This is a genomic window from Trichormus variabilis 0441 (assembly GCF_009856605.1).
Classification (GTDB): Bacteria; Cyanobacteriota; Cyanobacteriia; order Cyanobacteriales; family Nostocaceae; genus Trichormus; species Trichormus variabilis.
In genome coordinates this window covers 3,425,834-3,448,805 of record NZ_CP047242.1, presented here as the reverse complement: position 1 = coordinate 3,448,805, position 22,972 = coordinate 3,425,834, and the positions used below count along the sequence as shown (strand labels likewise).

General features: G+C 42.0%; 23 protein-coding genes. 6 read left to right on the top strand and 17 right to left on the bottom strand.

Annotated elements, in window-relative coordinates; translation table 11 throughout:
• Window positions 1–14: 14 nt before the first annotated feature.
• Window positions 15–1,442 carry a phosphoglucomutase/phosphomannomutase family protein gene (locus GSQ19_RS13970; protein ID WP_011318541.1) on the bottom strand — a complete coding sequence of 476 codons (1,428 nt, stop codon included), beginning with the start codon at window positions 1,440–1,442 and terminating at the stop codon, window positions 15–17.
• Between the two features lie 105 nt (window positions 1,443–1,547).
• Here GSQ19_RS13970 and GSQ19_RS13965 point away from each other — a divergent pair, with 105 nt between their 5' ends.
• On the top strand, window positions 1,548–2,405 hold the full coding sequence (locus GSQ19_RS13965; protein WP_011318540.1) for a PD-(D/E)XK nuclease family protein: 858 nt from the start codon (window positions 1,548–1,550) through the stop codon (window positions 2,403–2,405).
• A 211-nt stretch (window positions 2,406–2,616) separates the two neighbouring features.
• Here the strand turns inward: GSQ19_RS13965 and GSQ19_RS13960 are convergent, their stop codons facing one another.
• Window positions 2,617–2,856 (bottom strand): hypothetical protein, encoded by a 240-nt coding sequence (locus GSQ19_RS13960; protein ID WP_011318539.1) that lies wholly within the window; start codon window positions 2,854–2,856, stop codon window positions 2,617–2,619.
• A gap of 150 nt (window positions 2,857–3,006) precedes the next feature.
• Window positions 3,007–3,582, bottom strand: a complete 576-nt coding sequence (aat, locus tag GSQ19_RS13955) for a leucyl/phenylalanyl-tRNA--protein transferase (protein ID WP_011318538.1) — start codon at window positions 3,580–3,582, stop codon at window positions 3,007–3,009.
• Window positions 3,583–3,689: 107 nt separating this feature from the next.
• Here aat and GSQ19_RS13950 point away from each other — a divergent pair, with 107 nt between their 5' ends.
• Window positions 3,690–4,019, top strand: coding sequence for a hypothetical protein (locus tag GSQ19_RS13950; protein ID WP_011318537.1), 330 nt, complete (start codon window positions 3,690–3,692; stop codon window positions 4,017–4,019).
• 55 nt (window positions 4,020–4,074) lie between these two features.
• Here the strand turns inward: GSQ19_RS13950 and rpsN are convergent, their stop codons facing one another.
• The 10 genes from rpsN to GSQ19_RS13900 all read right to left on the bottom strand — a co-directional run bounded on the left by rpsN (window position 4,075) and on the right by GSQ19_RS13900 (window position 10,160).
• Window positions 4,075–4,377, bottom strand: coding sequence for a 30S ribosomal protein S14 (gene rpsN, locus GSQ19_RS13945; RefSeq protein ID WP_011318536.1), 303 nt, complete (start codon window positions 4,375–4,377; stop codon window positions 4,075–4,077).
• 170 nt (window positions 4,378–4,547) lie between these two features.
• Window positions 4,548–5,219 (bottom strand): endonuclease III, encoded by a 672-nt coding sequence (gene nth / locus GSQ19_RS13940; RefSeq protein WP_011318535.1) that lies wholly within the window; start codon window positions 5,217–5,219, stop codon window positions 4,548–4,550.
• On the bottom strand, window positions 5,216–6,310 hold the full coding sequence (rseP, locus tag GSQ19_RS13935) for an RIP metalloprotease RseP (RefSeq protein ID WP_011318534.1): 1,095 nt from the start codon (window positions 6,308–6,310) through the stop codon (window positions 5,216–5,218). The genes nth and rseP overlap by 4 nt, the downstream gene beginning before the upstream one ends.
• A 141-nt stretch (window positions 6,311–6,451) precedes the next feature.
• A complete protein-coding gene (locus tag GSQ19_RS13930; RefSeq protein ID WP_011318533.1) occupies window positions 6,452–6,835 on the bottom strand; it encodes a type II toxin-antitoxin system VapC family toxin in 384 nt (127 codons plus the stop codon).
• Window positions 6,828–7,073, bottom strand: coding sequence for a hypothetical protein (locus tag GSQ19_RS13925; RefSeq protein ID WP_011318532.1), 246 nt, complete (start codon window positions 7,071–7,073; stop codon window positions 6,828–6,830). Before GSQ19_RS13925 ends, GSQ19_RS13930 begins: the two co-directional genes overlap by 8 nt.
• Window positions 7,074–7,077: 4 nt before the next feature.
• Entirely contained in the window at window positions 7,078–7,260 is a 183-nt protein-coding gene (locus tag GSQ19_RS13920) for a hypothetical protein (RefSeq protein WP_011318531.1), read from the bottom strand.
• Between the two features lie 115 nt (window positions 7,261–7,375).
• On the bottom strand, window positions 7,376–7,726 hold the full coding sequence (locus tag GSQ19_RS13915; RefSeq protein WP_011318530.1) for a DUF5615 family PIN-like protein: 351 nt from the start codon (window positions 7,724–7,726) through the stop codon (window positions 7,376–7,378).
• Complete coding sequence (locus GSQ19_RS13910; protein ID WP_011318529.1) at window positions 7,727–8,038, bottom strand: DUF433 domain-containing protein; 312 nt, start codon at window positions 8,036–8,038, stop codon at window positions 7,727–7,729. It abuts the gene before it with no gap.
• 162 nt (window positions 8,039–8,200) lie between these two features.
• Window positions 8,201–9,481 carry a serine--tRNA ligase gene (gene serS / locus GSQ19_RS13905; protein ID WP_011318528.1) on the bottom strand — a complete coding sequence of 427 codons (1,281 nt, stop codon included), beginning with the start codon at window positions 9,479–9,481 and terminating at the stop codon, window positions 8,201–8,203.
• 100 nt (window positions 9,482–9,581) lie between these two features.
• Entirely contained in the window at window positions 9,582–10,160 is a 579-nt protein-coding gene (locus GSQ19_RS13900) for a DUF3611 family protein (RefSeq protein WP_011318527.1), read from the bottom strand.
• Between the two features lie 798 nt (window positions 10,161–10,958).
• Here GSQ19_RS13900 and GSQ19_RS13895 point away from each other — a divergent pair.
• Together GSQ19_RS13895 and GSQ19_RS13890 are read left to right on the top strand one after the other, a co-directional pair.
• Window positions 10,959–11,306, top strand: a complete 348-nt coding sequence (locus tag GSQ19_RS13895) for a PadR family transcriptional regulator (RefSeq protein ID WP_010998120.1) — start codon at window positions 10,959–10,961, stop codon at window positions 11,304–11,306.
• Between the two features lie 53 nt (window positions 11,307–11,359).
• Window positions 11,360–11,890, top strand: a complete 531-nt coding sequence (locus GSQ19_RS13890; protein WP_011318526.1) for a cofactor assembly of complex C subunit B — start codon at window positions 11,360–11,362, stop codon at window positions 11,888–11,890.
• A gap of 522 nt (window positions 11,891–12,412) precedes the next feature.
• Here GSQ19_RS13890 and GSQ19_RS13885 read toward each other — a convergent pair.
• Window positions 12,413–12,730, bottom strand: a complete 318-nt coding sequence (locus tag GSQ19_RS13885) for a DUF3155 domain-containing protein (RefSeq protein WP_011318525.1) — start codon at window positions 12,728–12,730, stop codon at window positions 12,413–12,415.
• Window positions 12,731–13,010: 280 nt separating this feature from the next.
• Between GSQ19_RS13885 and GSQ19_RS13880 the strand changes: the two genes are divergently transcribed.
• Window positions 13,011–14,375, top strand: coding sequence for a GAF domain-containing sensor histidine kinase (locus GSQ19_RS13880; protein ID WP_011318524.1), 1,365 nt, complete (start codon window positions 13,011–13,013; stop codon window positions 14,373–14,375).
• A 48-nt stretch (window positions 14,376–14,423) separates the two neighbouring features.
• Here GSQ19_RS13880 and GSQ19_RS13875 read toward each other — a convergent pair whose 3' ends face one another.
• The 3 genes from GSQ19_RS13875 to GSQ19_RS13865 all read right to left on the bottom strand — a co-directional run bounded on the left by GSQ19_RS13875 (window position 14,424) and on the right by GSQ19_RS13865 (window position 19,164).
• Window positions 14,424–15,668 (bottom strand): S-layer homology domain-containing protein, encoded by a 1,245-nt coding sequence (locus GSQ19_RS13875; protein WP_011318523.1) that lies wholly within the window; start codon window positions 15,666–15,668, stop codon window positions 14,424–14,426.
• 335 nt (window positions 15,669–16,003) lie between these two features.
• Window positions 16,004–16,699, bottom strand: coding sequence for a hypothetical protein (locus tag GSQ19_RS13870; RefSeq protein WP_011318522.1), 696 nt, complete (start codon window positions 16,697–16,699; stop codon window positions 16,004–16,006).
• Window positions 16,700–16,869: 170 nt separating this feature from the next.
• Window positions 16,870–19,164 carry a PAS domain-containing hybrid sensor histidine kinase/response regulator gene (locus GSQ19_RS13865; protein ID WP_224311678.1) on the bottom strand — a complete coding sequence of 765 codons (2,295 nt, stop codon included), beginning with the start codon at window positions 19,162–19,164 and terminating at the stop codon, window positions 16,870–16,872.
• Between the two features lie 645 nt (window positions 19,165–19,809).
• On the opposite strand from GSQ19_RS13865, the gene sbcC reads away from it, so the two are divergent.
• Window positions 19,810–22,836, top strand: a complete 3,027-nt coding sequence (gene sbcC, locus GSQ19_RS13860) for an exonuclease subunit SbcC (RefSeq protein WP_011318519.1) — start codon at window positions 19,810–19,812, stop codon at window positions 22,834–22,836.
• Window positions 22,837–22,972 lie beyond the last annotated feature (136 nt).

Below are 22,972 nucleotides of genomic sequence, written 5' to 3'. Positions count from 1 at the left end.
TGCGCTTGAGATTCTTATCCTAACTTAGCGATCGTACTCTCTAACTCTTGCTCTAGTTTGCTGAGTTTTTCAGGAGAGTTGGTTTCTAGGTAAACACGTACCAAAGGTTCTGTACCAGAGGGACGCAGCAACACCCAGCTACCTTCTTCTAAATACAGCTTAATCCCGTCCTTACGTCCAACTTCCTTAACTTTAATCCCGGCTACCTCGGAAGGAGGATTTTTTGTAAAGGAGTCGATGACGGCGACTTTATGAGCTTCTGTTAAGTGTAGGTCAAGACGGTTGTTATACAAGGGGCCATCAGCTTCGGCGATCGCTTCCTTCACCAATTGACTGAGGGGCTTACCTTCATAGGCGATCGCTTCGGCAATCAGCATATCAGCTAAAACGCCGTCTTTTTCGGGAATATGACCAATAATGCTTAAACCGCCTGATTCTTCACCACCAATCAGCACGGCAGTTTCCCGCATTTTTTCCCCAATGTATTTAAAACCTACGGCTGTCTCATAAATCGTCAAACCGTATTTAGCGGCGAAATTATCCAGCAGGTGAGTTGTAGCCACAGTACGGACAATCGCCCCTGTTTTGCCTTTATTTTTGATTAAATGACGCGCCAAGACTAACAGCACAGTATTGGGGGTGAGGACGTTACCTAACTCATCTACAATGCCAAAGCGATCGCTATCGCCATCTGTCGCTAGTCCCAAATCTGCATGATCTCGGCGGACAGCTTCGACTAATTCCACTAGCTGTTCTCCTTTTGGTTCAGGCATTCCCCCGCCAAATAGGACATCCCGCCAAGTGTGGAAACTTTCTAATTGAGTGCCACTTTCTATCAATACTTCATCTAAATAGCCACGGGATGTAGAATATAACGCATCATACTTGACTTTAAGTTGGGCGCTTTTAATTTTTTCTACATCTAACAATGTGTAAATAAACTGGAGATAGTCTGGTTTGGGATCAAAAGTAGAAATTGACCCCGATGGCTTGCCACTTGGCAATTCATCCGATGCACTTTCAATATTTGCCACAATAGTATCAGTAATTTCTGGAGTGGCAGGCCCAGCATAATCAGGGATATATTTAATTCCACAATAAGGTGCTGGATTATGACTAGCCGTAAACATCAATGCCCCAGCCGAATTCAGGTGACGGGCATTATAGGCAATTACTGGTGTGGGGCAATCCCGATCAGTGATTTTGACATTCCAGCCCAAGTCAGCCAAGACTTGAGCTGCTGTCTGGGCAAACTGATCAGCTAAAAAACGAGTATCGTAGGCAATCAGAACTGGTCTATCTTTCGTGTAGGCTGTTTCCAGATAACTGGCGATCGCTCTTGTCACTTTTCGCACATTGGGAAAAGTGAAGTCATCGGCAATAATGCCTCTCCATCCATCAGTACCAAATTTTATCTTGCTGGAATTGCTACTAGCGCTCATGTTTGCTACTGTCCCCCATCTATTTGACCACTATAGGAAGCTTCCCGCAAAGCGTGCGTAGTCGCAAGCATCCTTCACCGTATTTTTTCTCACTGCTCTTGACCAATGTCAACCCCCGATCGACTTTTTGTTAGTTATCACCTCTGGTCTTTAGTTGCCCCTGCTGTGGGGCAAGAACGTTGGCATTGCCAGATGAGACGGGGGTTTATCAAGGCGCGTCAAAACGAACCACAAGTCAAAGCACTGCTAGGGAATGCTACTCCACCTCAGCGCATTGGGATACTAGCCCAAAAAGGTGTTTATGAATTTCATCATAATCGACATTTGTTAACCCGTTCCGATGGAGTTGAACAAGTGGCACAGTTGTTGAAACTAAGCAACTCCACAATGCAAGTTCAACAACGGGTGTTGCAAATTTTGAAAAAATACTACAATGCACCGTTATTATTAGGTAAAAAAATTCTGCAATTGACTCGCGGTGATGAAGGTTTTCCCAAGCCAATTTTAATCGAACAGAAAGATGACCGTTTTCGCTTATATGCAGCGATGGATTGCGTCTTTATCGAGTCTGATAACCATCACACCCTGCATATTTTAGATTTCAAAACTGGTAAAGCAGCTTTTGATAAAAGACAAGCTTTCGTTTATTTATTAGCTGCTAATTACCTTTACCCAGGTAAAGAAGCTGTCGCCTCATTTTATAATTTAGAACTCGGACAAGAATCAGAGTTAATTAGCCTTAAAAGAAATGAATTAGAAGATTTGAAATTTGAGTTAATCAATATAGCCAAAAAACACCAGGATGATGTACAAAAATATCAGGAAGAAACTAGTGATTTTAGCGAAATATTTCCACCCAATCCTGGTTATCACTGCCGTTTTTGTCCATTTCAATCAATTTGTGATTTTTCAGTTCAAGCGTCTCAATTTCAATCATTACCAATTATTAAAAATAATAGCTGATACTGTTTCTTGATTAAAATGCACTTTATTCTGTACTGTAGAGATGTTGTATGCAACGTCTCTAGATCATTTATTTGATGCAACTTCATAGAAAATTGATATTGATAAGGTGGGCAATGCCCACCCTACTAATTTTTATGAATAGTAATAAGTAATCGACAATTCACCTATTACCTATTACCTATTACCTATTACCTATTACCATTGAATTTTACATCTTACCGTGCTGCATTACTTCTTGCAGATGATGACGAATTTCTTGTGCTTGCTCGATCTCAGATTGACGAAGTTTTTGGAATAAATCAACACAAGGTTGAGAGTTAGCAGCTTGTGCATCTTCTATATAAGTTTCATAAGCTCTGACTGCTTCAGCTTTGTTTTGCAGCACGGTGAGAAAGTCATACTCTAAGTTGCTAATAGGTTCTTGAGAATGTCCATTATCTGTAGTCATTGATTCACCCTCAGTAAGTTTATAATTAATTTCTACTTAACCGTATACAGTCATTCATCCATCCAAAAGCGTAGAAAAAAGTACAGGGGTAATGGGTAATTAATAATGGGTAATGGGTAATTGGTAATTGCTGAATTCACCTCAGTTCAGCTAAATTAGAGTACTAGAACTTAGCAGTGCTTTTTCTAGTAGAGTTTTATATTCTTTATCTTTAATACGGTAAGCGCCGAATCTTTCTAGGTGGGGATTCATCATTTGCGCGTCAAACATAACAAATTCCCTTTGGCGTAATCTTTCTACTAATTTTACCATCGCTACTTTAGAGCCTTCGGGAATGCGGTAAAACATCGATTCGCCTATAAAAGCACCGCCAATGACAATACCTAAAATCCCGCCTGCTAGTTCTTCACCTTGCCATGTTTCAAAACTGTAGGCGTAACCCGTCTGGTGTAGTAGCCAGTAAATTTCTTGCAATTCCTGAGAAATCCAAGTACTTTCTCTGTTAGCACAACCAGCCACTACAGCTGCAAAATCGCGGTTAATTGCCACTGTAAACCTTTCTTGGTTTAAAACACGCTGTAAAGACTTAGGATAGCGAAATCGCTCATCTAAGGGAATCAAAGTGCGATCGCGGCTTCCATACCATCCCAGGCAATCATTGTCGTCAGCCATGAGAAAATAGCCTTGAGCGTAGCCTTGAATAATAGAGGCGATATCATATTGCATAGATAAAACTACAAATAAAAAATATCAGAGGAACGCGCTCTGATGTTGTTACTCATACTTGGCGCTCCTCTGCACTCTCCATAATATTCCTCTGCGGTGAAAAACAGATGACACAACCGATACCACCTATCACCCTACCACCAGCCGCAAATCCTAACCTTGAAGGTCAATGGTTGCAGGAGTCTTTACTAAGCTGGCTCGATAGAGAATTTATTCCCGAAGCAGTTAACCAAAAAATTGCTCAACGTGCTGCACAAATCTTTGTTCGCCAAAGGATGGAAGGCGAGAATGACCTTGGTTCTCTGGTGATTGCTATTGTCACAGAGATGCAGGCCTTTGATTTTTCTAAAAGCTTTTATGGAGAGTTTGCGATCGCCAACGCCGTCAGCGATCTACTCTTAGAGAGTCTAGGTATAGACCATTGTTGTGGGCAATAAAGCCAGTCCATAGTCAATAGTCAATAGTATAAAACTGTTGACCGTTGACCGTTGACTACCAGCTAGACTTAACAACTCCAGGTAAAAGACCTTCGTGCGCCCATTCCCGCAGGACGTTCCGAGATAGCCCAAAGTCACGATAAACACCTCTAGGACGACCAGTCACCCAGCAACGGTTACGGCGACGATTAGGCGCACTGTTACGGGGTAGCTGTTGGATTTGTCGGTGAATTTCTAACTTCTCTAGAGGAGATTCTGTAGTTCTGAACTCCTCTAACAGAGCTTCCCGCTTTGCAGAATACTTTTCTACCAACTTAGCGCGTTTTTTCTCGCGCTCAATCATACTCTTTTTTGCCATAAATTAATTCAACAATTTTGACAGCATTTTCCATTCTACATTTACTAAAGGCTAATCGCCTCTATTTTTGTGTGACTTACTGATGAAAAGTAAAATCAAGGGGTTGGGGGTATAGGGGTGTAAGGGTATAGGGGAAGTAACTAATGACTAATGACTTCCGCCTTGCGGTACTACCCAACAATAATTGTTTTCGTGACAGACGGACATAAATCCGCCAATTCGCAAGCCTCACATACAGGAGAACGGGCTTTACAGACAGCGCGACCGTGATAAATTAGCCGAATTGACCAATTTTCCCAATCTGGTTGGGGCAGTAATTTCATTAAATCCTGTTCAATGTGAACGGGGTCTGGATATTTAGTTAAACCTAAGCGTTGGCTGAGGCGCTTCACATGGGTATCTACTGTCACCCCAGCATTGATACCATAGGCATGAGCTAAAACCACATTTGCCGTTTTTCTCGCCACACCAGGCAGTTTAAGCAACTGTTCCATTGTGTTGGGAACCACAGAGTTATACTCACTAACAATCATGCGACAGGCGGCTTGAATATTTTTGGCTTTATTGCGATAAAACCCTGTGGAACGTACCAAGTTTTCTAACTCTGTTAAATCCGCATTCGCTAGACTAGGCGCATCAGGAAAGCGGCTAAATAAAGCTGGTGTAACTAGATTGACTCGCTCATCCGTACACTGGGCTGAGAGAATAGTTGCCACCAGCAACTGTACTGTTGTGGTGTAATTTAAGGAGCAGGTGGCATCGGGATAAAGACGCTTCAGGCGAGAGAGAACTTCTAACGCCCGTTGCTTTTTAGAAGGTGATTTACGGGTAGTAGTACTCACTGGAACAATTTCTGCACCCACTCCAATTGGGTAGTTAACTGGGTGGTTTCTTTCACAATCAGAAAAATTCCCAGCCCTAAGAGTAATACTAGACCAGTCTGCATTACACCTTCTTGAATTCGGTTGGGTAAAGGCTTCCCTCGCAAACCTTCAATCAGTAAAAACGCTAATTGTCCACCGTCCAAAGCGGGAAGTGGCAAAATATTGATGATTGCTAAGTTAATGCTAATTAAAGCAGCAAAGAAGAATAAACTAGCTGTATCGTTTTGGGCAATGTTAGCGCCAATTTCCACAATCTTGATGGGGCCTGCGACTTGACCTGCTGTTTCACCAAAATTAGTAATTAGTTGTCCAAAGCCTTTAAAGGTCATGACAACAATGCGTTGAAATTCGCTAGCGCCAACGCTGAAAGCTTTGTCCAGACTAACTGGACGGCGTTCTACTTTGCCGTTAGGTGCCAGACCAATCCCGATACTTCCCCCGGCTGGTTTGGCTTCGGGGATAACATTAACTGATAGCCTTTCGTCTCCACGCGCAACCTGGAGTTGAATAGACTTACCAGGGCTATTCTTAATGATGTCTCTTAAAGCCTCTATTTCTTGTAAGGAAGTGCCAAATTCTTTTTGATTAGCGGAGAGAATTACATCTCCTGGTTTCAGTCCAGCATTAGTAGCAACAGCACTCACCTCTGGCGCTAACTGTTGGATGGAAACCCCTGGCTGACTGGCTTGTCCAATACCAACAAAGCCCACCTGGGCTACCAGCAGCATATAAGCAAAAATTAAATTAGCGATGACACCTGCACTGATAACGATCGCCCGATCTAAAATAGGACGGTTACGCAGCAAATTCGGGTCATTGGGGGGAATATCGCTATCGGGGTCATCATCGGGAAAGCCGACAAATCCACCCAAGGGAAAAGCCCGGATAGCATACTCAGTTTCCGCACCTTGGTACTTCCACAGAACAGGCCCAAATCCTAACGAAAAGCGGTTCACATGAATACCTTGAGAACGTGCGGCGACAAAATGCCCCAACTCGTGTACCAAGATTAATACCGCCAAGACTGCGATCGCTGCTAAAACTGACATAGAGCAAATTAATCAAAATATTCCGATATATATTTTTATTGTAGTAGTTAGGGAACGGACGCAGAGACTCAAAACATCCTACAGTAGGAAACTATGCCTAATTTGGGTATAGGGTTATCTATGAGCATCTACATCAATGCGCTAACGTACTACTCGAATCTCAATTCCCAAATTCAGGTTACTCCACAAACGATCAGTTGTGATAACAGGCTGGTTGAGAATAACACCTAAAGCCAGACAAGCCCGATCTTCAAATGATAGCCCAATCGATTTAGTAGCTGGACGCATCATTCCCGCCTTCAATGCTTGTTCTTGGTTAAAAAGAATCACCTCAAGATTGAGATGAAAGAGAATCTGCTTAATCTCGTCTTCAGGAATTCCGGCTTCTGCCAGCTTTGCTATAACTTCGGATAGGTTGACAGTACTAATTGCTGCATTGTCAATCAACTGCAAAATTTCTTCGCTGCCAGTTTCTTGATTAAGCAACGCTAAAACAGCAGAGGCATCGAGAACAAATTCACTCACTCAAACTCTCCAATTTTCGCTCCTCAATCAATTCTTGAGAAAGATGTCTACTAGCAGGAATATATTTTCTAAAAAGAGCCTGAGCATTCTGAACAGAAGTTTGAACACTATCTTGGATTGGTTGATCTTCTAATACTAGAACAGCACGATATTCTCCCACAGGCAAGTCTACAGGATCATTAATTAACAACTTGCCATTTGTGGTAATTGTGACAATTATTTCTAAGTTTTTCGTCATAAAACTAAACAATATCTCCCAATGTCTTACCTTTGCCACCAATAGATTCAGGGACAGTGCGGCGTTTCTTTGATGGTAAAATTTCTTCTATAAAGGTAACAATGACACGAGCAGTATTAACTTGGAGTTGTTCCGAAACCCATTTTATTTGACCATTTTCATAAATCGCTTCGTAACTTTTTAACATAGCAATCAGGATTTGATTAACCTTTGCGCTTTCTTAAATTATAGTTGAGGCGATCGCTAACTCCCACTCACCACCCTAACTGGCGATCGCAATCTTCAATATGTAATTATTAAAATTATCTGAAAGGAATATATTCAATTACATTTATCCATTCATCAATCTCTGAAACCTTGGCAATAAATTCTAAATCTTTAACGAATTGACCAATTGTGCCACCAAGTTGATGCCCAAAAATCAATCCTGAAAAGTTTTTTCCTTCTATTTGCCAAGTTTCTGCTAAGACTCGAAAACGAATATCTTGGGTAAACAAGACTCGTTTAATCTCTGCTGCTCTCTGCAATAATTTATCATCAGGAAATTCTTGTGTTTCATCATCAACAGCAGTTAACACATCTACACCCCGACGACGCAGCTGTGATGTGATAGCTTGAGGCACATGAACATCCATGTATAAAGCAATAGCCACTTACAACAGTCCTTTTGCTTTCATTCTGCTGTAAAATGGAGTCTGTGCTGATTGTTTTATAATTCCTTTTACTTGTTCCCATTCCTCTTGGATTTCTTGATCAATTTCTTGTTGGTGATCAAAGTAATAACCCATAGCAGCATGAGCCTCGGCATGGGTTAAGTGAGGATGTTGACGACACATTTCTTCTACTGACCAGCCATAGGCAAGATAATCCATAACAATTTGGGCTACTCTAATTCTAGGCAAACGCTGTAATCTTGCAGGTTGATTGTCACTTTTTTCTATATGTGGATAACTCAGAGTTAACATATTATTTCATATAAGTATATCCTCATATTTTACATCAATAATTGCTATTATTCTAGTAACAGTATCAATATCTCCATATAATCTCTCTTGAAGTGATTATATGGAGGTTATTCGTAAAAAATTACGCCAAATCTGAAAACCTGAGAGTGCTTTGTATCCGTATTACAAAACTTCCCTACCCAAATAAACCTGCAAAACCTCCGGTATCAAAATTGTCCCATCTGGTTGCTGATAATTCTCCAAAATAGCTGCCATAGTTCGCCCCACAGCCAAGCCAGAACCGTTGAGGGTATGGACGAACTGCGTCCCTTTTTTACCCGCTTCCTTAAAGCGAATATCGGCTCGCCGCGCTTGGAAATCAAAGCAATTAGAACAACTAGAAATCTCTCGATACTTACCAGAAGATGGTAGCCATACTTCTAAATCATAGGTTTTCGTTGCCCCAAAACCTAAATCACCAGTACAAAGATTAATCACCCGGTAAGGTAATTTTAAAGCCTGTAAAATTGCTTCGGCATTCCCCACCAATTTTTCTAATTCATCAAAAGAAGTGCTGGGATGAACAACTTTCACCAACTCTACTTTATTGAATTGATGCAGGCGAATTAAACCCCGCATATCTCTTCCATAACTTCCTGCTTCCCGACGAAAACAGGGAGTATAAGCACAGTGATAAATGGGTAAATTTTCCGCCGCCAGAATTTCACCCCGATAAAGGTTAGTAACAGGAACTTCTGCTGTGGGAATTAACCACAATTCATCATCAGCACACTTAAAGCTTTCTTCCGCAAACTTCGGTAATTGACCTGTTCCTGTTAAAGAATCAGTATTGACTAACAAGGGTGGACTAACTTCTACATAGCCAGCTACGGTTTGCGTTTTCAGCATAAAGTTAATTAATGCCCGCTCCAACGCCGCACCAGCCCCTATCAAGTTGACAAAGCGACTTTGGGCAACTTTGACAGCACGCTCAAAATTGAGGATACCCAGCTTTTCGCCGATTTCCCAATGGGGGATAATATTCGGGTTCTGGGGTAGATATTCATCACCCCAACGCCTTACCTCTACATTTTCTTCCTCACTTTTACCTATCGGTGTAGAGTCACTGGGTAAATTAGGGAGTGCGAGTATAAGTTGCTCAATTTCCGCCTTGAGTTCTTTTTCTCTTGGTTCTAGTTCACTCAATTGGGCTTTAATGGAGTTTCCCTCATCCCGCAAAGCTTGGATTTCCGGGTCTTGAGGATTAATACCCGATTTAATCTTTTGTCCGACAATTTTACCAATTTCGTTACTCCGGGCTTGGATTTGACTGCGGGTCGCTTCCAACTCCCGTTGTTGCTTATCTAACTGTAATATAGGTTGAATGTCATAGGTACCACTGCGGCTATTCAACCTTTCCTGAATTAGTTGGGGATTTTCCCTTATTTGCTTAATATCCAGCACAAATTTTTCTCAATCTTTCGCCTAGTATCTTCTTGCCAACACATCAGCATATACCGATTTTGTCTTGCCATGACAGGAAAGGCAAATACTAAAATCTTGTTTAAGATTTGTTGATGCGATTGAGTAGCCACAATGAGCTAACCAGCCCAGCAAAGTGGGCTGAGACTGTATTGATGTTCGCCTGAACTACCAACATATCTAGACCACTAATGATGCGGGTAGGGTCAAATAATTGGGTAGTGACAGCTTGGGGAGATATTGACCTAGCTACTAGTGTACCCACGATCGCCTGCGCTCCCAACAATGTCACTAGAGTCCCACCTAAATTTATCCACAGTCCTAAACGTAATACTTGCACTGTTTCCACTTTCCGAGGACGATTACTGGGGTTGGAGGATAGCAATTGATTCCCAATTCTGGTGTAACGGAAGGCTAAATAAATACCTCCACCCAGCACTACTAATCCACAAATCGCTAAAAACACCCCAAAGCCAGTCCCCGGATTATTATTAGGGCTACCTGCCCTTTGGCTAAAAATGCCAAACAATAGCACAATGATGCCAGAAATAACGCCTAGTACTAGCTGAATCCAGAAACTAATCCAGCCTGTCATACGGAACGTCTGGGCAATTGTCCGGAGATTAGAAGAAGATGATGGAGCATCGGGGTTTCGTGACATACTGCTTGCTCACCAACTGGCTAGTACAAAATGCAAATAAAACATCCACAATCTTGGCTGTGTGCTGCTTAAAATACTATCTTTATTTCTGCCATACTGTGCCAAAAATTTGTTAGTTTTTAAAATCACACTTGTTCCACCAGTAAAGTATTGGTGTAAAAAAATGCTGCCTACGGAGGAAAAAAACACTATTTAAAAGTTATTTTTCTCATACTTCCTCACCCTGTTATTTTTAATATTTGCTTGTGGGTTTTTACTGTAATTAGCAAACCCAAAGGAGTAAACAATGCTGTGAACCGAGGGACTGTAAAGCCATCTGCATAAGCAGAAAATCCTTTATTTAGCCCCTAGCAGCTTTTTTATTCGTACTGGTGTAAGAGTTTGATAAACACAGATTTACCTTCAGCAATGCAATCATTACCAAATAAACTATTTATTAACTTTTACAGAGTTACAGACAAAACGGCATTTTACCTGTAAAATTTCTTCGATAGCATCTTACGTTTCAGCAGTTCTAAACCATCTCGGCATTACTTGACACCTAGATAGTGGCAAAACCACTGTCTAGGCAACTCCTCACAACACTAATTAAAGCTAGATAGAGGCGCAATTCTTTGCGTGACTCAAACTTTTGCTTGTGACTTTTACTGTTCACAAGGTAGTTCATCATTACTTGTTTACACTGGGTAAATTTTCTCCAGGTAGCGCTATATACTTACTTTTTAGAAGTAGCGCCCTATACTGATGAAAAACCCGTAGCTTCCACCGTAAGTGATACTTTTAGCCATCCACGAACTTATGAAAATTGAGGATATATATCAATTCTTTGAAAATCCTCCGCCAACTTACCTCTGCCAGGAAGTAGCAATTTGTTACATTCTGTATGTTTTACTACAAGGTGAATCCTACGGAACTGAATTAATTCAGCAACTAGAAACTGAACACCCTACCTATCGGCTCTCAGATACTGTACTTTATAGTGCCATCAAATTTCTGGAAGACAATAGGGCAATTACTGGGTATTGGAAGAAGTTGGAAGGGAGAGGTCGCCCCAGGCGAATGTACCAAGTTTCTCCAGAATGGCAACATCAAGCGGAAGATTTAGCCCGGCTTTGGCAAAATTACATTTATGTGAGGACAAATTAACCAATAATTAATAATGAATAAATCTCCTCCTGTTAAACATTAATAATTTAGTTATGGATACTGCTATTCTGCCATCAACGTTCTTACTCACCTTGTTACTGGCGGTTGGTTTGCTCTTCTTCATTCGGGCATCGACTAAAGACCGTACAGAAATGATGCAATTGATTTCCGAGCAAGAAGAAAGCGTTTTAATGCCGCAATTACAAGAGTATTTTCGCTCTCGGTCTTACCGAGTGGCAGAAGTAGACCATGAAAAAAACCAAGTGACTTTTGAAGGGTTCGTGAAACCCAGCATATTTTTAGCAGTGTTTCTCACGCTGCTAGCATCTGCTGGTCTAGTCTGTTTGTCTTTGGTTTTCGCTTTGTTGTTCCCTAGATTCGGTAATATTTTTCTGGGCTTGGTATTATTTGCGCCTTTGAGTGGCCTTTTTTATTGGAAAAAAGCAGGTAGGCTAGAAAAAGTTGTGCTGAAACTAGAATCTTTGGCTAATCAGCCGCAATTATTTAGTAAAATAACCGTTGTTGCTCATCGTGATGAACTACTTGAGCTACAAAAAGCACTACCTTTAAAGCCTAATGAATAATTAGTAGTTGAGTGTGTAGATGCAAACTGTATGTCTATTTTTTGGGAAATGGATATTTAAGAGAAAAAATCGGGAGAATCACTAGTACTAAATGACAGAATCAAACACAAAGCACCATCAATCCTCCAAAATTTTGAATTGATATCACTCTATGTTTCGCCCTTTGCTTTTTACCTATCGCCTTTTGTACTAGTGTTCTTTTTCCCTACGACCGCAAATCGCAGGGAAAAGCGTGTATCTTGACAGAGTTTTCTGAAAAATTCACAGGAGGAGAGCAAAGTTCAACTCTCGCTTCTGGGTGTTTTCTGCTCTATCATGATTCTCTTCTGCATCATGAGACTAGCCAACCCAGGCAAACTAAATTAGTCTTTTGAGGGTTAATTCTCCAATTACTTGGACTAGCTCTACTGGCAAGTTAGTGACAAACTTAAAAAAAATGGAAATTTTGCATAAACTGCACACTTTTGCCAGTTAAATGATTGTCAGAAGCTGTATTCAACACGTAAGATTATCATCTATGAATCAGCGACTGCCTACCGCCACTGGTTCTGCCCCTGCGGGAGATTCAAGTACCCGCAGGCTGGGAAACAAGAAATGATTTTCCTCGACGTATTGAGCGCCAAACAGCCCTTTCTCTGCCCAAAAATAACGGTCTGTAGTGTGTTCGTTTCGCTTTACGAGTAGCAACGCCGGTGGCAAGATACCTTCAGCTTGAATAAATTTTCTGGCTGCTGTCACGGGTTTCTCTTCACCGCTTTCGATGCTGTATTGAGGTACGTGTTCTAAAATACGTCGTCCTTCCTGGCGACGACGACTTTTTCTTTTACGTCTCCTTGCCAACCTATTTTCCTCCTCTTTCAAGCTATAGATTGTAGTGATAGCTACAAAATCCGTCGTAATTATATAAGTTCTAGTTCAAAAGATCAATAGTTTTTAAACTTTAGATACAACAAAGATATTACTATTGACGGTAGATAAATCAAAAGCTAATTGGTACATCACTCCTTGAGAAAAACCATTACTCGAAAGATTTAGTTAAGCTTTATTAAATAACTGAGGAAAATAAAGTATCTTCTCTTATCTTCCCTCAAAAACCGTGATCCTGAGCAAGAGCTGAAAAATGTTAATATCTGCCAGTTCAGATTTTGTGGCTCTATGTCGAGAGCAAATAGCACTACTTACCCAAGGGCTAGGAGCTTCTTTAAGTGTAGTTTATCTAACCCAAGAATTGATAGAGTCGCCGACAGGGGAGGCGAAACTGATTCCTGTGGTTGCTTATCCAGAGACAGCAGTTATACTGCCAGGAGAAGAGATTGCTGAGGTGAATGCACGTAAACAATTACAAGTGGGTGATATGCTGTTGCTACCTCAACAACAGGGGAAATTATTGGCTGTAGCGCCAGCCGAAGAAACACCAGAGTCGGGGAGAGCGCCTACAGTAGGTGGAACGTCATCGCCTTTTGGTGATGATTACTTGTTAGATAAACGCCAAATAGTCTTACCTCTGGTGCATGAGGGGGTGATGATGGGATTATTGGTGACAAGTAGAGACGATCGCCCCTGGAACGAACAAGAGCAAAGCCAAGTGCAGAAAGTCGGACAAACACTGGCGATCGCTTGTATTTTGGATCAGCGTCGAGCATGGTTGCAACACCAACTGCATCAACAACAAATTCTGCAAGAACAACAGCAAGATTTACTCGATAATTTATTACATCAGTTTCGGAATCCCTTAACTGCCTTACGGACTTTTGGTAAACTTCTCTTGAAAAGATTGCGCCCTGGTGATCCAAATCGAGATGTGGGCGAGAATATTGTTAGGGAGAGCGATCGCCTCAAGGAATTGCTACAAAAATTTGAGCAAGTCATTGATTGGACAGAGGCAGATTTATCTAGGTTAGTTTTACCAGAAAAAGAGGGATTTGTCGAAGCCACCGTCCAAAAAGAAGCCAAACCAGCGTTATTATTACCGGGGACGGGAGAGCAATTAACTGATTGTGCTGTAATTGATTTATTAACACCATTACTCATGTCAGCCAAAGCGATCGCTCAAGACCGACATATCAAGTTGAAAGCAGATATTTCTCAAGATTTACCATTAGTCAGGGTAAATATTAAAGCTTTGCAAGAAGTGTTGACTAATATCATTGATAATGCCTTAAAATACACACCCCAAGGTGGCAAGATTTATATTCAAGCCGGGCAAGAAAAACTGAATTTTCAAGGAATTGCCATTAGTGATAATGGCCCTGGTATTCCTCAAGAAGATTTAGCCCATTTAGGTGAAAGACATTACCGAGGTGTACAAGCCCAAACAGAAATTCCTGGTACAGGCTTAGGATTGGCGATCGCTAAACAATTAATTGAGCAAATGCAGGGCGAAATTGAAATTTTCAGCCCGGCAATTAACTCCAAATTAACTTCACCTAATACACCAGGAACAACGTTTATTATTTGGTTACCGATGAGTCAAAGTAATTCGTAATTAATAAATTAGTGTTGTTATTAATTAGGAATTACAAGCAGGGGTGGACTATCTCAATGAAACCAGTAGGCTTTGGTTAATGGTCATTTGTAAATCGGTGTCTGGGTCGATAGCGATTAAGTCAACACTATTTCTGCCGAAAAACAAGCCTATTAATCCGCCAATTGCAGCACCGCCTAAAACTTCTTCGGTAGCGATCGCGCGATCGCCTGTGACAGCAGAAACGGCGGCGGCGGCACCTGCACCAAGGACGGTATTCTTAATAATTGTGCCTGTGCTAGCACCCTTTCTGACAGTTTCGGTTTTGTTAATGACTTCTGAGGTTGCATTCAGTTGATACTCTTGACCTGTAGTTAAAACGAGTTTTTGAGCCACGAATTGGGAACCGCCTTGAGCCGGTTTCAGTTCCCCGACTACCTGGCTACCAGCCGGAATTACCACAGTACCGGCTTGAGTAACTACGTTTTCGTCTACGGTAAGGGTCAAAGGTGCAGTTTCATCCTTTGTTACGAGAATTTTCTCTGCCTTGTCGTACTTCACTGAAATCACAGTCCCTTGAGGAATGGTCGCAGAAGTAGGTATTCTGGGAGTATTAGCTTGAGTAGCCACAATATAGGGCGAGGTGATTGCTGAGGCTTGATTAGAACTAACTAACGCTTGGTAGATAAAAGCTGCTACTTGCGCCCTTGTAGCTGTTGCTGTGGGATTTAAAAAGTTGACGTTGGGATAATTCACCACGATTTTTTGCTCAGTGGCGGCGGCTATGGGGCTACGAGCATAGCCAGCAACGTTAACAGCATCGTTAAAGTATTGCAGAGTACTTTCAACGTTACCACTGGGAATATATTCCAGACCGTTGGCGAGGGAAACCAAAACCTGCTGGCGGGGAATAGCTTGGTTAGGCTCAAAACGATTGCCTGGGTATCCTGAGAGGAAACCAATGGTATAGGCTTGCCGAATGGCGCTAGATGCCCAATAGTTGCTGGGGACATCAACAAAATTAATTGCCTGCCGTTCTGGTGCTTTTTGAAAAGCTTTATTGACCATCGCCGCAAATTGAGCGCGAGTTACTGGTTCTTCTGGACGGAATGAACCATCAGGGAAGCCAGCAATAATGCCTCGCTGGGACAATTGTTGAATAAACTGTGCAGCCCAGTAGTTCGAGGAAACATCAGAAAAAGTAGTTTGAGCGAAAGATGGAGATGCTACTAAAAAAGGTGCAACAGTTCCTGCTGTGATGCTCAAAGCCATGAGTGCAGATGTGCCAGATTGCCAACGAGTTAAATTAAACATACAGTTTCTTAACCTACTCAATTATTTGTTTGTCTTGTTAATTAGTTAGACCGTATTAATAACTAAAAAGTTTCTGTTTTTCTGTATAAAAATGGATGAGTTCGTCACAAGTAAAAATAATCAAAATAGCTATATCACAAGTATTAGATATTTAGGAATAGTGCTATTACTGGTGATTTATGATTAGCCAGCCTATATCTTCATTTATTTGGCGGCTGATGTAACTGAAAAATGAATTTTGGGAGCAAAAATTAAGCGATCGCCTACATATAATTCAAGGGGCGATCGCTAAAAGAGGAATGATGAAATTCACTATTAAATCTTCAGGAAACTAACTAGCGGAAAACATCCACTGTCAAGTTAGAACTCAGGGCTAGTCGCAAATCTTGTTGGGGTCTGACCACAAAGACTTCAGCTTCTTTCTTGCGTAGTAATACACTAGCTAAAGCGCCTGCTGCTGCACCACCTACAGGTTCTAAAATTTCAATTCGGCGATTACCTGTAATCAAAGAAATTGCTGTGGCAGCACCTGCACCAATAGCAGCATCAGTTAAGATTTTGCCAGAGTCATTTCTGCTAATTTTTTCTAGTCTAGTAACAGTTTGAGAATTGGCGCTGATTGACTGTCTATTACCAGAAGGAAATATTAATTCTCTGGCGACGAACCTTACACCTCTGACATTACTTTGGTCATTTCTGTCTTGGGAGAAATTACCGTTGAAATATACGGGTTCTAGTTGTCCCACAACTTCAGTTCCCGCAGGAATCAAAACGTTCCTGTTATTGTCGATAATATTGTTAGCTATTTTTAGAGTTAAAGATATAGTTTCTCCACGACTAACAACTACTTGCTCTTTATCGTAGGTAACAGGAAAAGTCACTCCAGCAGGAATAGAAACTCTCCGAGTTTGACCAATTAATTGGGCATTAGCAGCCGGTGCAAAGGCAATGATGGGGGCAACGGTTCCTGTTGTGACTGTTAATGCCATGAGTGCGGCAGCTCCAGATTTCCAGTGATTCAAGCGAGTCATAATAGTTTTGGGTTTCTGTGATTATGTATTTCTTGACGAGGTTTTACTGAGATTGTTTCTTACTTCTAATAGGTAATAGGTAATAGGTAATAAGTAATAGGACTATTACCCATTACCAGATTTCTCATCCCTTTGTGGGTGAGGAATTTTAATTCCTCTGCGGCTTTCTTTCAATTCGAGTTGTTGCCAGCCAGGGTGGCAACAATTTTTAATAACTGGATTGGCTCAATTGGTTTGGATATATGAATTTGAAATCCGGCGGTTAGGGCAAGGAGGCGATCGCTTTGTCTGGTGTAAGCGGTCAGGGCGGCAGCTGGGACATTTCCCCCTTGTTCTGATGATAGCGCTCGAATTTGCCGAATTAGAGCGTAGCCATCTTCATTTGGCATCCCAATATCACTTAGTAGCACATCAGGCTTCACTAATTGCAACAGTTTTAAGGCTTCACTGGTGGAGGCTGCGGTTGTCACAATTGCTCCGTATTGTTCTAAGGCAGTTTTGAGAAATTCTCTAGTATCTGGTTCATCATCAACTGCTAAAATTTTTAGTCCTCTGATTTGGACTTTAGCATCCCAGGTTGTCTGTCGTTGAAGCAAGGGTTCTTCTGGGGTGACTGTGGAGTAACTTGGTAAGAGTGGTAGTTGGACCGTAAATGTCGCTCCTTGTCCTTCTCCTGGGCTAGCAACTGAAACTGTACCATTGTGAAGCTCAACGAGATTACGCACGATCGCCAGACCTAAACCTAGTCCCCCTTGATTTCTGGTTGTGGTAGCATCTGCTTGGCGGAAACGGTCAAATACATAAGGTAAAAACTCAGGACTAATGCCTTTACCTGTGTCAGTTACCCGAATCTGCACATTAGTCTCTACTTGTTCTAGGCAAATTTCTACCCGTCCGCCTTCAGGAGTAAACTTGACTGCATTGGAAAGTAAGTTCCAAATCACTTGCTGTAAACGTTCTGGGTCGGCAGAAACTAAACCAATATCAAAATTCAGGCGAGATATAATTTGGATTGATTTGGTATTGGCAATTGGGCGAACAGTATCTAGTGCTGCTTGAATTACGGGAATCAATTTTGTGGGGCGTACAAGTAAGCGAATGTTACCGCGAATAATCCGCGAAATATCGAGTAAGTCTTCAATTAATTGAGTTTGGGCTTGAGCATTGCGCTCAATTGATTCTAAAGCTTGTTCAATCTTTTCTGGTGACAGTTTGCGGGTGCGGAGCAGGCGCGACCAACCTAAAATACCATTGAGGGGCGATCGCAATTCATGGGAAACTATCGCTAAAAATTCATCTTTCATGCGACTGGCTCTTTCCAGTTCTATACGAGCTGCCCGTTCTCTTTCTAAAGCTTGCGCCCGCTCTTCAATTACCATTAATTCGCTTTGGCGTAATGCTTTTTCTGCTTGTATGCGCTCTGTTACATCTAATACTAGTGACAGTACAGAGGTGACACTACCTGCTTCATTAGTAATGCTAGAGTTGTACCACTCGCAATAAATAACTCTAGAGTCTTTAGTATAGTTGCGATTGTATTGGATAATTTGCGATTCTTGGCCACTGAGGAGGCGATTGCTCGCCTCTGCAACTGCTGTCATATCTTCCTCATAGACCATGTGCAAATCTTGAAAGTATTTTCCGATTACTTCCTCTGTCCGCCAGCCAAAGATTTTTTCGGCAGTAGATGACCAACGGGTAACGCATAGGTGGCAATCCCATTGCACCACTGCCAAAGGAGTAGTATCTATGTGTAGATTTAACAGTTGTAGGGCATCTTGCAAAGCTAATTCAGATTGTTTACGCTCTGTGATTTCTTGGGTAATGGTCATTCCAGCAAAAATCTCACCATCATCGTTCCTCACAGGTAAAACATGGACTTCATAAACGCGGTGTCCATAGGGTGCTTCAAAACGAGAGCTGATCCCGGCAAATGCTTGGCGATAAGGTAACTCAACCTCAGAAGAAGTTTCTGGGGGGAGTGCTTCCCAAATGGTTTTACCTTCTATATCAGCTTTCGTAATTCCTACCACCCCTAACCCTAAGCCTGCTGCCAAGATGAAGCGTAAATTTTGGTCAAACAGGAAAACACCACCATTGGGAAGATTTTCTATAACTGTGTGCATTAAATTTTGATTACTTTGTAGGGCTGCTTGTGTTTGTTTAAAAGCTGTAATACCGTCGGTAAATTCTGGTAGCATGGATAACTCTTGCTGGTGAGTACACAGTTCGTCTTTTGTCTGCGGATGTTCAGTAACATCTCGCCGGGTTGCTGTGAGGATAAAAGCAATACCTGTCAAGATGATGGCAATTAGTTCTAGCCAAAAGGTGAGCGCGATCGCTAATTTAGATATGGGAAAGCAAGAAGAAATATAAGGCTCACCCTGGTATATAGCTATTGCCTGAGTAAAAATCAGCACTAGCCAAGCCAAAACTAACACAATTTGTCTTTTGTGGAGCAACATAGACTTGCCAGGGTAATAAAGAGAAATCTAACTTTGTTCTATGCTCAACTTCATAATGTATCAGTGTCTTCACAAGCCAGACTAGTCAATTTCAAAAAGCTTATTTTAGCGACTGACTAATGGCTGGTATCATCCCGTTTCACCAAAATTCTGATACATATTGGATATGTTGGAGGCATTTAGAGCTATACACTCCTACCGATGTATTTGTATCGTCCAAAAAATGAAATGGTGTCAGAGTTGTGAGAACGTTGATGATAAACATTCTTTTATTATTGCCGTACTTTTATTAATTGGGAAAAGAGAAAATAGCCTTTTAGTGATGGGACTTATATCTGAAAACTAAAAATCAAGGGTGCAGGGGTGTAGGGGTGTAGGGGTTTTAAATATTTACACCCCTATACCCTTACCCCCTTACACCCAGTCTCAACAGACAAACTGGGTGCTTAAGTCATAACTGATTTCTCTTTTTCTCTGTGTATAAGGAAAATATTTTGCAAAATCAGAAAAACTTACTCAGAATAATGTTAATTTTCGTAAAATTACGGACTTTAAAACTAGAAACCTGATATTTACCTAGTTAAACTAACAAGAGTGCATCTGTACTGCTAGTTAATAAAATGTAGATGTGGCGCTATAGCCTCAATGATTCCAGTACAACTTGTCCTAAAAAATTTTCTGAGTTACCGTGATGCAACTTTAGATTTTCGTGGTTTGCATACGGCTTGTATTTGTGGTGCCAATGGAGCAGGTAAATCGTCTCTCCTGGAAGCCATCACATGGGCGCTATGGGGTGAAAGTCGTGCGGCGGTGGAAGATGATGTGATCAATTCTGGTGAAAAAGAAGTTAGGGTTGATTTTACTTTTCAAAATAATCAGCAAAAATATCGCGTAATTCGCAGTAGAATTCGGGGTGCATCGGGGATTTTGGAATTTCAAATCGAAACACCCTCTGGCTTCCGGGCAATTACTGGTAAAGGTGTCCGCGCCACCCAGGATTTGATTTTAGAACACATCAAGCTTGATTATGAGACTTTTATTAACTCTGCTTACCTACGTCAAGGAAGAGCAGATGAATTTATGCTCAAGCGTCCCAGTGAACGCAAGGAAATTTTGGCGGAGTTGTTGAAACTAAACCAATATGATGAGTTGGAAGAACGAGCCAAAGATTCATCGCGTCAATTTAAAGTGAGGGCGGAAGAATTAGAACGTTCTTTGGAGTCAATTAAAACTCAGTTACAACAACGGGAAAACACCAAAGCCCAACGGGCAGAATTAGAAGCGGAAATTAACCAACTGCAACAGGTACAAGCCTTTGAGACGATTCAATTGCAGAGTTTGCAGGTGATTCAACACCAGAGGCAAAATAGCGAACAGCAGTTAAATTTTGTGAGGCAACAATACCAAAATCTTACACAAGATAGCGATCGCCTCCAACAAGAACAGTCAGCAGTCAAAACACAGTTAGCTGAGTTAGAAGCTATCTTGCACCGGGAAGCAGAGATTCAAAACGGCTACAGCCATTACCAAAGTCTGCAATCCCAAGAAGAAGTATTTGCTGTCAAGTTTGACGAACATACCCGCGCCACAGCCCTACGCCAACAAAAGCAGCAACAGTTAACTAAACAAATTCACGAACTGGAAAGACAACTCCAACAAGTCCAAGGACAATTGGAAGCCTTAAAGCAACAAGAACAAGAAATTCAGCACACCTTGAGCAAATCCGGGGAAATAGAAGCCGCCTTAGCCCAACTCGCCGCCGCCCGTCGCCATTTAGCGCACCTAGATGAACTGCAAATGCAGGTTTCCCCTTTGTTGCAACAGCGCCAACATCTACAAAGCCATTTAGACCGGGTTCATGCGGGGTTAGTCGCCAGGCTCGAACAACTACAAGCCACAGAGAATCAATTGCAACGAGCCTCCCAACGCCAACCCCAACTGCAACAAGCGGTCATGGAAGTGGCGATGCAAATTGATCAAATGGAGAAAGACCGGGTTTATTTGCAACGGGTGCAGGAAAAAGGCCACGAAAGACGGAATTTTATAGAACGTCTGCAAGCCCAACAACGGGAATATGAAAGATTATTGGGAGAAATGGAGCAGAAATTGCAAATGCTCCGCACCCCCGATGCTATCTGTCCTTTGTGCGAACGTCCTTTAGATGAACATCATTGGAATCGGGTAGTAGATAAAACCAAAGATGAGTATAAGGAAACCGAGGGGCAATTGTGGGTGTTTCGTGAGCAGATGGCAGTTTCCGATAGAGAAATTCAGGTATTAAGGCAGGAATATCGGGAAATATCCCAGAAATTAAATGCTTACGATGCGTTACGAGAACAACGAGGACAATTAGCTGCCCAACTGCAATCTACCAGCGATGCTGAACAACAATTACAACAATTGGCAGCCGAAAAACAACACTTAGAGCGATCGCTGCAAGTTGGTGATTTTGCCCTTGATCAACAAGCTGAATTGCGGCAATTAGAACAATATCTGCAACAATTAAATTACAATGAGCAAGACCATGCCCTGGCTCGTAGCGAAGTGGAACGGTGGCGATGGGCAGAAATTAAGCAAGGGCAAATCAAGGATGCTAGCAAACGCCTGGCGACATTAGCAGCCCGTAAACCAGAATTACAAGCTCAAATTACCCAACTACAAACCAGAATCCAGCAGGAGCAAACTGATTCGGAAGATGCTCAACAAATCGCAGCCCTTGAGGAGCAAATCGCAGAACTTGGTTATAGTTCTGAGCAGCATAACAACCTACGTCTCGCGGTGCGCCAGTCCCAAGCTTGGCAGTTGCGTTACCAGCAGCTGTTATCAGCCCAGCAACAGTATCCCCAACTCCAGGGCAGATTGCAAGATTTGGAAGTCTCTAAACTTGCCAGATTGCAGGAAAGACAACAACTCGCCACCCAAATCGATAGCCTTGTGGAGCAGTTAGCCCAAGCCGCTAACCCCAGGGAGCAAATTCAAGCTTTAGAACAACAGTTAGCCACAAGACGGCGACAACTAGACGAACAAATCACCCAGTTAGGACGTTTAGAACAGTTAGCCCATCAGTTGGAAACACTGCAAACTCAATATGAGGAGCAGCAGCAACAATACCAAACTTGCAAGCAGCAATACCGGGTATATCAGGAATTAGCCCAGGCGTTTGGTAAAAATGGTATCCAAGCTTTGATGATTGAGAACGTGTTGCCCCAACTAGAAGCCGAGACAAATCAACTTTTATCCAGGCTGAGTGCGAATCAACTGCACGTACAATTTATTACTCAAAGAGCAGGAAAGGGCAGTAAATCTACCAAGAAAAATGCCAAACTCATAGATACCTTAGATATTCTCATTGCCGATGCCAGAGGTACAAGAGCTTATGAAACCTACTCCGGTGGGGAAGCTTTTAGAATTAACTTTGCGATTCGTTTAGCCTTAGCGAAACTATTAGCCCAAAGAGCCGGAGCCGCATTGCAACTATTGATTGTAGACGAAGGTTTTGGTACACAAGATGCGGAAGGATGCGATCGCCTCATTGCTGCCATTAATGCGATCGCTAACGATTTCGCCTGCATCCTCACTGTTACCCATATGCCCCACCTTAAGGAGGCGTTTCAAGCCAGAATTGAGGTAGATAAAACGCAACAGGGGTCGAGGATTCGGTTGTTAACTTAAGGTATGGCTGGGGACTGGGGATTGGGGACTGGGGATTGGGGATTGGGTGAAAAGTTAAGGATAATTGTAGGTTGGGTAGAGCGATAGCGAAACCCAACAAAGTGGCAAGAATTGGGTTACTCTACGAGAAGGCTGC